This window comes from Microbacterium sp. CCNWLW41, assembly GCF_037083505.1.
On sequence record NZ_JBAOJP010000001.1, the window covers coordinates 534,174 to 548,118 of the forward strand.

Sequence of the window (13,945 nt, forward strand, 5' to 3'; positions counted from 1 at the left end):
GAGGCCGGCGAGGGCCGTCGGAGCGCGAGCACGCGCGTGGGCGCGCGTTCGGCGTGCATGTTCACGGTAGTCGACGCTCGCCGCTCACGCCGCCTCGGCGAGCGCGGACTAGGCTCTTCGGGTGCGTCTCGTCATCGCCCGCTGCTCGGTCGACTACACCGGTCGGCTCAACGCCCACCTCCCGCTCGCGACGCGCCTGCTGGTGCACAAGGGCGACGGCAGCCTGCTCGTGCACTCCGACGGCGGCTCGTACAAGCCGCTGAACTGGATGAGCCCGCCCTGCCGCCTGGACGTCGAGATCCCGGATGCCGAATCCGCCGCCGCGGGCGTCCTCGAGCACTGGCGGGTCACACACGCCAAGACCGGCGACGCGCTGCTCGTGCGCATCTACGAGGTGCTGCACGACACCTCGCACGAGCTGGGCCTCGACCCCGGCCTGCAGAAGGACGGTGTCGAAGCCGACCTGCAGCGCCTCCTCGCCGAGCAGGTGGACGTGATCGGCGACGGGCTCACCCTCGTGCGCCGCGAGTACCCCACGGCGATCGGTCCCGTCGACCTCCTGCTGCGCGACCCGGAGGGCGGGACGATCGCGGTCGAGGTCAAGCGACGCGGCGACATCGACGGTGTCGAGCAGCTGACCCGCTACCTCGAGCTGCTGGGACGCGACCCGCACCTCGCGCCGGTGACCGGGGTCTTCGCGGCCCAGGAGATCAAGCCCCAGGCGAAGGTGCTGGCCGCGGATCGCGGCATCCGCTGCGTCACCCTCGACTACGAGGGCATGAAGGGCATCGAGTCCGGCGCTCCCCGGCTGTTCTGAGGCGGGCCCGCCCGGCCGAGGCTTGTGTGTTGTCGGTGCGACGGTACATACTGTCGCCCAGACAGTACTGAGAACGGATGCCGCGCAATGACGCTCGACGACTTCCGGCGTGAGATCGCCGACCCCGCCATCGAATTCCGCCCCGAGCTGCGCTGGTGGCTCGCGGAGGGCCTGCACACCGACGCCACACTCCGGCGCGAGATCGACGACGCCCACCGGCTCGGCTTCGGCGGCATGGAGTTCCTGGCGATGGACGAGGGTGCGATCGACCATGCCCGGTACGGCTGGGGGTCGGAGGAGTGGGTGCACGACTCGCAGGTGGTCGTCGAGGAGACGACCCGGCGCGGCATGTCGGTGAGCTTCACCTCGGGCACGAACTGGTCCAACGCCAACCTCCCGACGATCGACCCCGACCAGCCCGCCGCCGCGCAGGAGCTCGATGTCGTCCACGAGACGCTCGCCGGCGGCGAGTCCCGCAGCGGAGCGCTGCCGCGCATCGACCTCGACGCGCCGATCGCCGAGACGACCCTCCCCGGCCATCGCGGCACGGTGACGCGGCAGCACCTCGTGGCGGTCGTCGCGGCACGCCTCGCGGGCGAGGGCGTCCTCGACGTCGCCTCGGTCGTGGATCTGACCGCCCTGGTCGACGGCGAGCGGCTCGACTGGACCGCGCCGGACGACGGCCGGTGGCGCCTCTTCGTGTACTGGATGCACGGCACGGGTCAGACCGCCTCGCCGTCGGCGGGCGTGAACCACACCGTTAACTACCTCGACCGCGACGGGGTGGACGCCGTCATCGCGTACTGGGACGACGTCGTGCTGACGCCCGAGCTGCGCGACGAGCTGAGCCGCAACCCGCGCGCGCAGATGTACATGGACTCGCTGGAGCTGTCCACCTACGGCGCGGGCGGGCTGTTCTGGGGGTTCACCGTCGCCGAGGAGTTCCGCGCGCGGCGCGGCTACGACATCACGCCGTGGCTTCCCTTCCTCACGCGCGACGTGCCGTTCATGGCGGTCTCGACCGTCTACCACCACCAGCCCGCCGACGACGCCGACCGCACGACGGTCGACAAGGTCAGGTTCGACTACGCCCGCACGCTCACCGACCTGTACATCGAGAACATGCTCCGTCCGTTCGCCGAGTTCCTGCACGGCGTGGGCATGACGCTGCGGGCCGAGATCAGCTACGGCCTGCCGTTCGAGCTCACCCGTCCGGGTCCGGAGGTCGACGGCATCGAGACGGAGTCCCTCGAGTTCGGTGCCCAGATCGACGCGTATCGGCTCATGGCCGGCCCCGCGCACCTGTTCGGCAAGCAGTACTCGTCCGAGACGGGCGCCACGACGCGCAACCACATGCTCGACCATCGCTTCTACGACCAGATCATCGCCACCCAGCTGGCGGCGGGGATCACCAAGTCGGTCCTGCACGGCTGGGCCAGCCCCGCCGGCGCCGAGGGCGTGACCGAGTGGCCGGGCCACGAGGGCATGTGGCCGATGTTCTCGGAGCGGTTCGACACCCGCCAGCCGGGGTGCGAGTTCTATCCGCTGTGGACCGCGGCGATCGGCCGCCTCCAGTACGCCCTCCGCCGTGGGCGGCCCCGCATCGACGTGGGCATCCTCCGCACCGACCACTTCACCGACAACCTCATCGGCGTCGCCTTGGCGGACGTCGATGGCGAGCGGATCCCCGACGAGGTCGCCTACGGCACGATGTGGATGCGCGACCGGCAGAACCACTGGTGGCAGGACCTGGGGATGCAGGACGCCGGCATCACCTACGAGTTCTTCGACGGATCGCTGCTGCTGCGGGACGACGTGACGTTCGACGGCGACGAGGTGCAGCCCGGCGGCCCCGGCTACCGCGCCCTCATCGTCTACCAGAGCGCGCTCGACCCCGACACGGCCGCGCACCTGCTGACGTGGGCCCGGCGCGGCCTGCGCCTGGTCATCGTGGACGGCGCGCGCGAGCTGGAGTCGCTGCGCGACCAGCGCTTCCGCACGCACGAGCGCGCGGCATCCGCCACCCCCGGTCTCGACGGCCGGGACGACGAGCTGGCGGGGGTCATGACGGAGCTGCGACGGATGCCGGGCGTCCGGGTGGTCTCGCCCTCCGGCGTCGTGGCCGCTCTCGACGAGCTCGGGGCCGGCGGCCGCGCGCGCTTCGTCGAGGACGACCGGCACGTGCTCACGCACCTGCGCGAGGACGGCGACCTGACCGTGCTCTACGCGTACCACTTCCTCTACGAGACGACCGAGTCGACGACGGTCCGCGTGCGGCTGCAGGGCTCCGGCGCGGTCCACCGCCTCGACGCGTGGAGCGGCCGGCTGCGGCCGCACCTCGGCGCGCGGCGCGACGGCGACGGCACCGTCGTCGAGCTGACGCTGGCTCCCGGTGAGGTCGCCGTCGTGGCGCTGGACAGGGCGACGGATGCCGACGACTCGGCCGCCCCGCCCGTCGCCGAGGTCGCGCGCGCCGACGAGTGGGAGCTCGTCGTCGAGAGCTGGGACGCCGGCGAGCCCGAAGTGCTCACGGAGGACCGCGGGCTCGGCTACGTCTCGACGGAGGTGCGCCCGACGACCGCCGTGACACCGCGGGACGCCGGTCGCGTGCGGCTCGCCCCGTGGTCGGAGCTCGACGCGATCGGGCCGGAGGTGTCGGGCGTCGGCGAGTACCGCGCGACGCTGCGCGCCCCGGATCCGGCCCCTGGCGCGCGCTACGTCCTCCATCTCGGCTCGACGGCGGGCGGGCTCGGTTCGGTGCGCATCGGTGACGGTCCCGCGCGCGGCTTCGACACCGCGCACCCCGTCGTCGACGTCACCGACGACATCCGCGCGGGCGACAACGCGATCACCGTGCGCGTGGCCAGCTCGCTCAACAACAGGCTGCGCGCCCGCGGCTACTATGAGCGCGTCCCCGACATCATCGCGCGGGACAGCGGGCGGGAGGGGTTCCAGCGCGCGGTCGTGCGGGAGTACGGACTGCTGGGTCCCGTGCGACTGCTGCGGGAAGGGTGATCCGGGAGGGAGCCGGGGGCGATGGCACGAGGTGACGTCGACACCGACGCGTCCGCGGACCTGCGCCCGGTCGTCGGCGAGGACCCGCTCGACCTCCGCCTGTCGCTGGCGACGGTCATCCACTGGGCCGACAGCACGGCCGTCCGCAGGGACGTCATGGCGAGGGTCGACTTCCCCTCCGACGACATGGGCATGTTCCTCGTGGTGAACCAGCTCTCGTACAACGGCGCCATGCGGCCCGTCGAGCTCTCGGCGGCCCTGGGGATGACGGCGACCAACATGAGCAAGATCGTCGGCCGCCTCGTGCAGGCCGGCCTCGTCGTTCGCGTCGCCGCCCCCGATGACGACCGGGGTGTGCTGGTGGCCCTCACCGCCGAGGGCCGCCGCATCGGCGGGCGCATCATGGCGACCGCCGAGCAGAACCTGCGCGATGCGCTCGCGGACTGGTCACCGGCCGAGGTGGACCAGCTGCGGCGGATGATGGCGCGACTGGCCCGCGGGCGGCGCGGCGCGTCCGCATAGGGTGGACTCATGCCGAGTCGATCGCCGTGGACCTGTGTGCTCTGGGACGTGGACGGGACGATCGTCGATGCGTCCGACGGCATCCTGCGGCGCCTCACGATCTGCCTCGAGCACTTCGGCAGGCGCCCGCCGACCCGCGCCGAGCTCGTGCACTGGATCGGCCCGCCGATGTACGAGTCCTTCCAGGTCAACGTCGGCATGACGCCGGAGCAGTCCACCGAGGCCGTGGCGTTCTACCGCCGGCTCGGCAAGGAGGACGGCTACACGACGGGGGCGAAGCTGTTCCCCGGCATCGCCGAGCTGATCACCGACGTCGCAGCCGCCGGCATCCCGCAGGCCACGGCCAGCTCCAAGCCCGAGGTCCAGGTGGACGCGCTGATGGACCACTTCGATCTGTCGCCCTCGCTCACCGCGATCGTGGGGGCGACGCCCGACGAACGGACCCTGAGCGCCAAGTCCGACATCGTCGCCGAGGCGCTGCGCCGCCTCGCCGCGGCCGGCGCCGACATCAGCCGCCCGGTGCTCGTCGGCGACCGGCACCACGACGTGGACGGGGGCGCCGAGCAGGGTGTGCCGGTGATCTTCGTCCGCTGGGGATTCAGCTGGCCGCACGAGTCGGAGGGCGCCCAGGCGGTGGTCGACGACGTCGACCAGCTCCGCACACTGCTGCTCGTCGGCGAGCAGGCATCGGAGGCCGCCGAGGACGTCGTCGTGGGCGCCGATGGCTGAGATCGTCGCCGCGATCCTGGGGTGGGTGGTGCCCGCCCTGGTCGTGTTCGGCGTGACGGCGCTCGCCATCGCCGCCATCGCCTGGGGGGTGCGCCGCGCACGCCGGTCGCCGCGGGCGCGCGCGGCGGCCGAGAAGGAGCGCGGCCGCGCCGGCGCCGCGCTCGTGCGCCTCGACGACGCGGTGTCCGAACTCGAGCTCGAGGTCGGGCTGTCGGGCGCGCTGTACGGCGGCGACGCGCCGCCGTCGCTGCGGCGGGCGCGGCTGACCGCGCAGCACGTCCGCGACGCGTCGTTCGAGGAGTACCGCGACCTCAGCGACGAAGGCCTCACGCCGGCCGACATCCGCCGCGCCTCGTCGCGGATCGAGCGGCACGCCCAGGAGGCCCTGGCCAAGGTCGCGTCTGCGCGCGCCGAGCACGCCGCGTGGGTCCGGTCGAACGTCTCGGCCGCCGGCCAGGTCGAGGCCGCCCGTCGCCGTCTCGCCGCGCTCCGCGCGTCGATGGGAGACCCGGCCGCCCTGGTGGCCGACCTGTCGTCGCGTTTCGCCGAGGAGGAGTGGCGGGATGCCGCGCGCGCAGCGCGTGCCGCGCTGGAGGGTTCCGCGGCGGCGGGACGCCACCTCGACGACGCGGCCGCCCGGGCCGGAGACCCGTCGCTGAGCGCCCTCGCCGACCTCGCCGCGGCGGAGCGGGCGCTGCGCCAGGCAGAGGCCGACTCCCGCAGCCTGGAGGAGACCCACCGGCTGGTGCTGCAGGCGGCGCAGGCCGTGCCCGAAGAGGTGTCGGCGGCGCGTGCGGCGCTGCGCCAGGCATCCGTGACGCGCGAGCACCTCGAGATCGCCGACGCCGAGCGCCTCGGCGCCGAGCTGCACGCCATCTCGGACGAGCTGGACCGCATCGAGGACGACGCCGCGCGGCGCCCCACCCGTGCGGTCCACGCCATCGCGCGGCTGCGCAGCCGGCTCGACATCGCGCTGGGCGACGCCCGGACCGCGCAGCAGCGCCTGCGGGGCGCGCGCACCGCCCTGCCCGGCACCCTCGCTGCCGCGCGCGGCGCGATCGCGCAGGCGGAGGCATCCGTCTCCCACGCCCATGCGGGAGCGGACGCTCGGGCCCGCCTCATCTCGGCGCAGCGGGAACTCGCCGAGGCGCGTCAGGCCGAAGACCCGGTCGAGGCGCTGGACGCGGCCCGGCGGGCGATGCGCGACGCCGAGGACGCCAGATCGCTGGCCGAGTTCGCACGCACCGCGGTCGCGCCGGGCGACCACGGCGAGACGCGCCGCAGCTGAGGCCGCTGAGGCTGCCGGTCTCCGCCGCTATCGTGAACCCATGAGCGACGGGGCGCCCCAGCGACCGAACCGCGCCCTCGCGGGCGCAGCCAGGATCCCCGCGACGCTCACGATGATCGCGCTCATCCTCGTCGCGGGCATCGTGTGGCAGGGGCTGTGGCGACCGTTCGAGGAGTCCGACCTGTTCGACGTCGTCGCGTACGGCCTTCCGGCGCTGCAGGACGGCCGGTGGTGGACGCCCGTCACCGGCACGTTCTTCGTCGACCTGCCCTGGGTCTACCTGTTCACCATCGCCTCCTTCGCGGGCATGGCGTACCTCGAACTGCGTCGCGGATCACGCGTCGCGCTGGCGTACTACGGGGTGGGGCAGCTCTTCGCGATCTTCGCCGCCGCCCTCGTGCTGTGGACGCTGTCGGCCCTGCCGTGGGAATGGGCGCAGCAGCAGGCCGCCGCTCTCGACGTCGGCGCGTCGGGCGGGACGATGGCGTGCCTCGCCGCGGCGGCGGGACTGCTGCGGGCCCCATGGCGGGTGCGCGCCTGGCTCTTGCTGCTCGGGTTCGTCTTCGTCGCGATGCTGTTCTGGGGAGCCCTCGCCGATCTCGAGCACCTGCTGGCCGTGCTGCTCATCCTCTTCGTCGACCGGTCCCTGCGCATCCGCCGCACCACCGTCCGCGAGCAGCGGCTCATCGCGTTCATGGCGCTGCTCGTGCTCGGGGCGGTCCAGCTCATCACGATCGTCGTGCCGACCGACGGCCCCTTCGGCCCGACCGAACCCGTCTCCGGGGGCCTGATCGACTTCGCGATCGACGCTGTCGTGATCCTCGTCGTCGCCAACGGCCTGCGGCGCGGCCGTCGGTGGACCTGGGTCGTGGCCGTGGTGCTGGCGGCCATCAACGTGCTGACGGGGCTGGCGGTGGTCGCGGCGATCATCATCGCGAGCGAGGCCCGGCTCGAGGCCACGATCGACGGCGAGACCGAGCTCGCGCTCGCGAGCGGCCTGCTGTGGCTGCTCATGCTCGTCTACCTGGTCTGGGTGCGCGGCGCGTTCCGCGCACGGCGGACGTCGAGCATCGGGCAGCAGCCGGCCCCGGACGTCGACGAGGTCAAACGGATGCTGCACGCGCACGGCGGCGGCACGCTGTCGTGGATGACGACGTGGGACGGCAACAGCTACGCCCGCGCCGCCGACGGGATCGTGGCGTACCAGCGCCGGGCCGGCGTCGCCCTGGCCCTCGCCGACCCGCTCGGGCCGCCCGCCTCGCGGGAGGCATCCGTCCGCGAATTCATCCACGCCGCCGAAGTCGCGGGACTGGTGCCGTGCTTCTTCAGCGCCGACGAGCGCACGCGCGCAGCCGTGCCGTCGTCATGGCGCAGTCTCGTCGTCGCCGATGACACCATCGTGGACCTGCCGGGGCTGGAGTTCACCGGCAAGCGGTGGAACTCGGTGCGCTCATCGCTCAACCGCGCCGGCCGCGAGGAGATGACCTTCCGGATGACGCGCCTCGAGGACGAGCCCTGGGGCGTGCAGCAGCAGCTGCGGGCCATCTCCGAGATGTGGGTCGGCGACAAGGGGCTTCCCGAGATGGGCTTCACCTTGGGCACGCTCGCCGAGGCGGAGGACCCCGGGGTGCGGCTCGCGCTCGCGATCGCGCCGAACGGCGACGTCGACGGCTTCCTGTCGTGGCTTCCCGTCTACGGGTCCGAGGGCACGCCACGCGGCTGGACGCTGGATCTCATGCGACGACGCGACGGCGGCTTCGCGCCCGTGATGGAGTTCCTCATCGGGTCGTCGGCGAAGCTGTTCTCGGAAGAGGGCGCCGAGATCATGTCGCTGTCGGGAGCGCCGCTCGCGCACGACTATCCCCCCGACGCCGGGATGATCGCCGCGCTCAGCGACAAGCTCGCCGACGCTCTCGAGCCGGTCTACGGATTCCGGTCGCTCCACCGGTTCAAGGAGAAGTTTCACCCGCGGTACGAGACGATGTACCTGCTGTACCGGGACGAGAGCGACCTGACCCGCATCGGGGGCGCGCTCACCCGTGCGTTCCTCCCCGACGCCACGCTGCGTCAGTTCGCCGGCGCGGGGATGGAGCTCGTCCGGGGCGACCGCGACTGACAGCACGCGGACGGCACCCGAGAGCCGCGGCATCCGCAGCCAAGCGCGGACGCCGCGGCTCACCGATCGCACGAGGCGATCGGCCCGCTCGACTCAGAGCGGGCGGATGTTCTCGGCCTGGAGGCCCTTGGGTCCTTGCGCGATCTCGAACTCGACGCGCTGGTTCTCCTCGAGGGAGCGGTAGCCACCCGACTGGATGGCGCTGTAGTGCGCGAAGACGTCTGCGCCGCCTTCGTCGGGAGCGATGAACCCGAAGCCCTTCTCCGAGTTGAACCACTTCACGGTGCCCTGCGTGCTCATTACTTGCCGTTCTTCTGTGATCTCGTCGCTTTTGCGGCGAGTCCCTCCAACGTAGTGAAGACGCGCGCGCGCGGCGAGACCCTCTTCGGATGGTGACAGAAATGTTGCACTGACCACGGCGACGCAGTCTCGGGCCCATCGCACGCCCGGGCTGAGCCTTGCTCGAAGCCCGGGCGTCGACGGATCCCCCCGGATAGGCCACGCCGAAGCGTGGACATCGACATCGTACCGATATATCAGCAGATGGGCGAGGGTCGGATGCCACGATCCGCCGCGTGCCGCGAGACCCGGTCGTCGCGCGATTCCGCCGCTCATCGGGGTCTCTGCCGCGGATTCCTGCGGCGTACACTGGTGCCAGCCATGACCGCCCCCTTCGTTCCGCTCGAGCCGCGCGGCGCCGTCCTCGGAGACGAGGTGTACGCGCTCCTGGGCGAAGCCATCCTCGACGGCCGCCTCGCGCCGGGCGAGCGACTGCGCGACCACGAGCTGGCGGAATGGCTCGGGGTGTCGCGCACGCCGGTGCGCGAGGCGCTGCAGCGGCTGGAGCGCACCGGGCTCGTCGAGGTGTCGCCGCACCGGTACACGCGGGTGTCGTATCCGAATCACGAGAGCGACACCGTCGAGCTCGTGGCGTACAACATGGGGCTCGCGGTGCGCATGGCCGCCGTCCGCGCCGACGACGAGTCGCTCGCCGTCGCGCTGGAGCGGCTGGACGATGTGATCGCGGCCTCGCGCTCCGATGACGCCGCCGCCATCGCGGCCGCCAGCCACGAGTTCTTCGCTGTCATCACGCACGCGAGCGGAAACCTGCCGCTGCTGAAGTTCATCCGCGAGTACGAGATCGCGATCCGCCGCGACCTCAGGGGATGGCGTCCCTTCATCGAGTGCCCGCTGGGCCGCACGGCGGCGTACGAGGACTTCCGCGCGTCGCTCGCGGCGCGTGACGGGGATCGGGCCGAAGCGCAGCTGCGCCGCATCCACGGACTGGCGTGAGCGCGGGCCCGGCCCGAGCCCTTCTCGCGGCGATCGCGCGTCGATAGCGTGGTCCGCGTGAACCACATCGAGCTGCGCGCCCTCGACGACGACGACCTCGACGCCATCTTCGAGATGATGCGGGACCGTGAGGCGATCGCGATGGCCGCGTTCACCGCGGAGGACCCGGACGACCGCGCCGCGTTCGACGCGTGGATCGAGCGCCAGCGCGCCGATGAGAACGTGCTGTCATTCGTCGTCACCGAGAACGGCGGCTTCGCCGGCACCATCGCCGCCTTCACCGTCGACGGCGACCGCGAGGTCACCTACTGGATCGCCCGTCACGCATGGGGTCGGGGCGTGGCGACGGCGGCGCTGCGCCTGCTGGTGTCCCACGAGCCGATCCGGCCGCTGTTCGCCCGCGCCGCCGCCCACAACGCCGCCTCGATCGCGGTGCTCGAGAAGGCGGGCTTCACCGAGGTCTCCCGCAACACCGACTACGCCCCGGGCGTCGGTCGCGAGATCGACGAGATCGTGTTCACGCTCGTTCCCGCCCTCGACGGGCTGGGCGGCGGCTGAGGCTCCTCGGGCTCTCGCCTGCGGAGCGGCGCGTGGTGGACGGCCTGCCCGTGACGACGCCCCTAGGCTGAGAGCGCGGTCCTGGGGGGCCGCTCGTTCTCTACCGAAAGGCCGAACTTTCGTGTCTATACGCGCGCGCCTGGCAATGGTCGCCGGCGCTTCCGTCCTCCTGTCCATGATCGCCGTGGCACCGCCGTCCGCGGCTTCGACCACTACCGCGTCCCAGCTCCCCGCTCTCCTCGCGCAGGCGGCGGAGACGACGTCGCCCGCCTACGACCGCGATCTCTTCGAGCACTGGGTCGATCTCGACGGCGACGGGTGCAACACCCGGTACGAGGTGCTGATCGAAGAGTCGACGACGCCGGCGACGGTCGGGACGGGTTGCTCCCTCACGGGTGGGACGTGGGTCTCGCCCTACGACGGGGCCACGGCGACGACGCCCGCGGAGATCGAGATCGACCATGTCGTCGCGCTGGCGGAGGCGTGGCGCTCCGGCGCATCGGCATGGTCGGCCGAGCAGCGGCGGTCGTTCGCGAACGACCTCGGAGTCCCGTACGCCCTCACCGCAGCCTCGAGTGCCTCCAACCAGTCGAAGTCGGACAAGGACCCGGCCGAGTGGCTTCCGACCAACACGGCGTACACGTGCGAGTACGTGATCGGCTGGACACTGACGAAGTACCGGTGGTCTCTCGCCGTCGACGTCGCGGAGCTGTCGGCACTCCAGACCTTGCTGAGCGGGGAGTGCGGTGCGACGGAGGTGACTCTGCCCGAGGTCATGATCGTGGTGTCCGAGGAGCCCGAGACCCCGCAGACCGACATCGCCGCGTTCCCCGCCGGCGTGACCCGACTGGCCGGACTGAGCCGGTACGACACCGCCCTGGCCGCTGCTCAGCGGTACGCGGCGGACGTCCCGGCGGTGTTCGTTGCCACCGGAATGAACTTCCCGGACGCCCTCTCGGCGGCTTCGGCGGCGGCGAAGCTGGGTGGCCCACTGCTGCTCACGCCCCGGGCGGAGGTGCCTGTGAACGTGCTCGACGAGATCGCGCGGCTGAGCCCGCAGAAGATCTACGTCGTCGGCGGCGCGGACGTCGTCAGCGCGCACGCCTTCGACCAGCTCGCGAAACTCGCCGCAACCGAGCGCCTGGCGGCGATCGACCGCTATGGAACAGGCCTCGCCGTCGTGAACTCGGCCTTCGCCTCGGCGACGACCGCCATCGTGGCGACCGGGCGGACGTACCCCGATGCGCTCGCTGCGACGGGAGCGGCCGGCAAGCTGGGTGCGCCGGTGGTGCTCGTCGATGGCACCGCCGGCGTCGTTCCCGAACCCGTGCTGCAGGAGCTGAACAGGCTGGGCGTCGAGTCGATCGCGATCGCCGGCGGCACCGGCGCGGTGTCCGCCGCGATCGAGTCCCACCTCCGCAGCGCGGGGTTCGGCGTGTCGCGGCTTGCGGGACCGGACAGGTACGGCACCGCGGCGGCCATCAACAGCCAGTACTTCGGAGCAGGCTCGACGGACACCATGTTCCTCGCGACGGGTCTGAACTTCCCGGACGCGCTCGCGGGCGCAGCGATGGCGGGGCGCTTGGGCGCACCGCTGTATGTCACGGCGAAGGACTGCGTGCCGCAGAGTGCTCGCGACGCGATCCTCGGTCTGGCACCCGCCAAGACCGTCGTCATGGGTGACGTGGGAGTCGTGAGCGAGGCAGCGGCAGCCAACCTCGGGTGCCTGACGTCGTCGATTCCGACGATCAGCGGGACGGTCAAGGTCGGGCACACCCTGACCGCCCAGGCAGGAACGTGGACGCCCGGCACCTCGCTGTCGTATCAGTGGCTGGTGAACGGAGCCGCCGCGGGCGGCGGGACAACCCTCGCCCTCACGAGCGCACACCAGGGGAAGACCATCGCCGTGCGCGTCACGGGTGCGCTCACCGGCTATGTCAGCGTCGTCCAGACCTCTCGGCCGACGGCTGCCGTCGCCGGCGCCGATCCGACCCCGCCGCCTCCGCCGGCGAACCCGGGCAACACCAAGAACTGCAGCGACTTCGCCACGCAGTGGGCCGCGCAGGTGTGGTTCAACACGTACTACCCGTACTACGGCGACGTCGCGCAGCTGGATTCCGACGGCGACCTCGTCGCGTGCGAGTCGCTGCCCTGAGCGCGTGTGCGCGACGACCTCGTGGAGCGAGCTGACCTGACGAGGCCCCGGCCCGGTGAAGCCGGGTCGGGGGCTTCCGCGTGTACTGAGCCGCCGAGGCGAAGGTCCCCGCCATAGGATGTGCGCGTGACCTCCGGCGCCCCCTCGTCCTCCGCGCCGGGAGGCGAAGAGGCCGAGCGCGCGCGATGGGTGTCGCGTGCCTGGGACCGGGTGCCGACCGGCTGGTTCGCCGGCATCCTGACGGCGGCGTTCCTCGCCGCGACGGCCGCGTTCGGGGGTCTCGCCGAAGCGGCGGTGCCGCCCGTGCCGGAGCTGCGCGCCGGCGAGACGCACGAGAACGAGCAGTTCGCGCTGACCGTGGAACGGGCCGTGCTCATCGACGAGCTCCCCGAAGCAGGCGTGACCGTCGAGGCCGGCGAGCGGGTGCTCGCCCTCGTGCTCACCGCGGAGAACGCGTGGGACCGCTCCCAGCCGTCGGCCGGCAGCGGGGGGATCACGGCGGCGGTGCGCATCCCCGAGCTCGGCGACGTGCCCGCCGACTCGGTCGCCCGGTTCGACGACACCACCGTCTCGCCGTACCTGCAGCCGAGGGTGCCGGCGCAGCTCGTCCTCGCCTGGGCGGTCGACGCGGAGCGCTTCGAGACCGCCGAGAACGTCGACGTCGAGCTCAGAGACCTCTCGCTGCGCACGGGCGCGCTGGTGGTGTCGGGTCAGTGGTGGGACACGCCGATGACGGCGGCCCGGGTGAGCGTCGGGCTGACCGACGTCGGTGCGGGCGCCGACGCGGCGGAGGCGGATGCCGCGACCGACGAGGCGGAGGGCGGGGAATGAGGCCCTGGCTGAGCTGGGTGATCGGTGTCGCGCTGCTCGCGGCGGCCTGGGGTGTCGTGCAGCTCACCCCCGGCGACGAGGCCGCCGAGGCGTCGTTCGCCGTGCCGGCGGCGATCGGCGAGGAGGCGACAGGACGCGCCCTCGCCGTCACGGTCACCGACCTCCGGCTCGGCGATCGCGCCGTCGCGGGCGGCTGGTACGCGGACGGCACCTGGCTCGTGGTCGACCTCCGCGCGCAGGCGCTGCGGGAGGAGCGCGGGGCGCTTCTCGCGCATGCCGCGCTCGTGATCGACGGCGTCACCTACCGGGCGAGCGAGCGGCCCGCGTCGATGTTCCGCTCGCCCCTGGCCGTCGGCATCCCTCGCGAAGGGAGCCTCGCGTTCGAATTGCCCGCCGACCTCGCCGATCGCGCCGGCACGCTGCAGCTGGCCGTCGATGCCGAGACCCGCCTCGACTCGCTCGTCGAGGTGCCCGTGGACCTCGGAACCCTCGACCGCGCGGACGAGGTCGAGCTCCTGGCCGAGGGGTGGGTGCAGCGGTGAGCCGACGTTGGTGGCGGCGCAACGCGGTGGCGCTTGGAGCGGTGGCCGTCCTCCTGCCGGTCACGGCCCTGGTCATCGG

At 72.4% G+C, this 13,945-nt stretch carries 12 protein-coding genes; 11 read left to right on the forward strand and 1 reads right to left on the reverse strand.

Translation table 11 applies throughout. The features are described from left to right. Window positions 1-121 precede the first annotated feature (121 nt). The 6 genes from nucS to V6R91_RS02315 all read left to right on the forward strand — a co-directional run bounded on the left by nucS (window position 122) and on the right by V6R91_RS02315 (window position 8,487). A complete protein-coding gene (nucS, locus tag V6R91_RS02290; RefSeq protein WP_336393971.1) occupies window positions 122-817 on the forward strand; it encodes an endonuclease NucS in 696 nt (231 codons plus the stop codon). A gap of 87 nt (window positions 818-904) precedes the next feature. Next, window positions 905-3,832 carry a glycosyl hydrolase gene (locus V6R91_RS02295; protein WP_336393972.1) on the forward strand — a complete coding sequence of 976 codons (2,928 nt, stop codon included), beginning with the start codon at window positions 905-907 and terminating at the stop codon, window positions 3,830-3,832. 21 nt (window positions 3,833-3,853) lie between these two features. After that, the gene (locus V6R91_RS02300; RefSeq protein ID WP_336393973.1) at window positions 3,854-4,354 is read left to right on the forward strand and encodes a MarR family winged helix-turn-helix transcriptional regulator; all 501 of its coding nucleotides are present in this window, start codon (window positions 3,854-3,856) and stop codon (window positions 4,352-4,354) included. A gap of 9 nt (window positions 4,355-4,363) precedes the next feature. After that, complete coding sequence (locus V6R91_RS02305) at window positions 4,364-5,083, forward strand: HAD hydrolase-like protein (RefSeq protein WP_336393974.1); 720 nt, start codon at window positions 4,364-4,366, stop codon at window positions 5,081-5,083. Continuing rightward, entirely contained in the window at window positions 5,076-6,371 is a 1,296-nt protein-coding gene (locus tag V6R91_RS02310; RefSeq protein ID WP_336393975.1) for a hypothetical protein, read from the forward strand. The genes V6R91_RS02305 and V6R91_RS02310 overlap by 8 nt, the downstream gene beginning before the upstream one ends. A gap of 40 nt (window positions 6,372-6,411) precedes the next feature. Continuing rightward, window positions 6,412-8,487 carry a bifunctional lysylphosphatidylglycerol flippase/synthetase MprF gene (locus V6R91_RS02315; RefSeq protein ID WP_336393976.1) on the forward strand — a complete coding sequence of 692 codons (2,076 nt, stop codon included), beginning with the start codon at window positions 6,412-6,414 and terminating at the stop codon, window positions 8,485-8,487. Window positions 8,488-8,580: 93 nt separating this feature from the next. On the opposite strand, the gene V6R91_RS02320 is transcribed toward V6R91_RS02315, so the two are convergent. Next, complete coding sequence (locus V6R91_RS02320; protein ID WP_109208752.1) at window positions 8,581-8,787, reverse strand: cold-shock protein; 207 nt, start codon at window positions 8,785-8,787, stop codon at window positions 8,581-8,583. Between the two features lie 360 nt (window positions 8,788-9,147). On the opposite strand from V6R91_RS02320, the gene V6R91_RS02325 reads away from it, so the two are divergent. From V6R91_RS02325 to V6R91_RS02345, 5 genes are all read left to right on the forward strand, one after another. Further along, window positions 9,148-9,780, forward strand: a complete 633-nt coding sequence (locus tag V6R91_RS02325) for a GntR family transcriptional regulator (protein ID WP_336393977.1) — start codon at window positions 9,148-9,150, stop codon at window positions 9,778-9,780. A 57-nt stretch (window positions 9,781-9,837) separates the two neighbouring features. Beyond that, complete coding sequence (locus tag V6R91_RS02330) at window positions 9,838-10,338, forward strand: GNAT family N-acetyltransferase (protein WP_336393978.1); 501 nt, start codon at window positions 9,838-9,840, stop codon at window positions 10,336-10,338. A 184-nt stretch (window positions 10,339-10,522) separates the two neighbouring features. Beyond that, window positions 10,523-12,493: a cell wall-binding repeat-containing protein gene (locus tag V6R91_RS02335; RefSeq protein ID WP_336393979.1), complete on the forward strand. Its 1,971-nt coding sequence runs from the start codon at window positions 10,523-10,525 to the stop codon at window positions 12,491-12,493. Window positions 12,494-12,619: 126 nt separating this feature from the next. Then, window positions 12,620-13,324, forward strand: coding sequence for a hypothetical protein (locus V6R91_RS02340; protein WP_336393980.1), 705 nt, complete (start codon window positions 12,620-12,622; stop codon window positions 13,322-13,324). Continuing rightward, entirely contained in the window at window positions 13,321-13,866 is a 546-nt protein-coding gene (locus V6R91_RS02345; RefSeq protein ID WP_336393981.1) for a hypothetical protein, read from the forward strand. Before V6R91_RS02340 ends, V6R91_RS02345 begins: the two co-directional genes overlap by 4 nt. The last annotated feature ends 79 nt before the right edge of the window (window positions 13,867-13,945 follow it).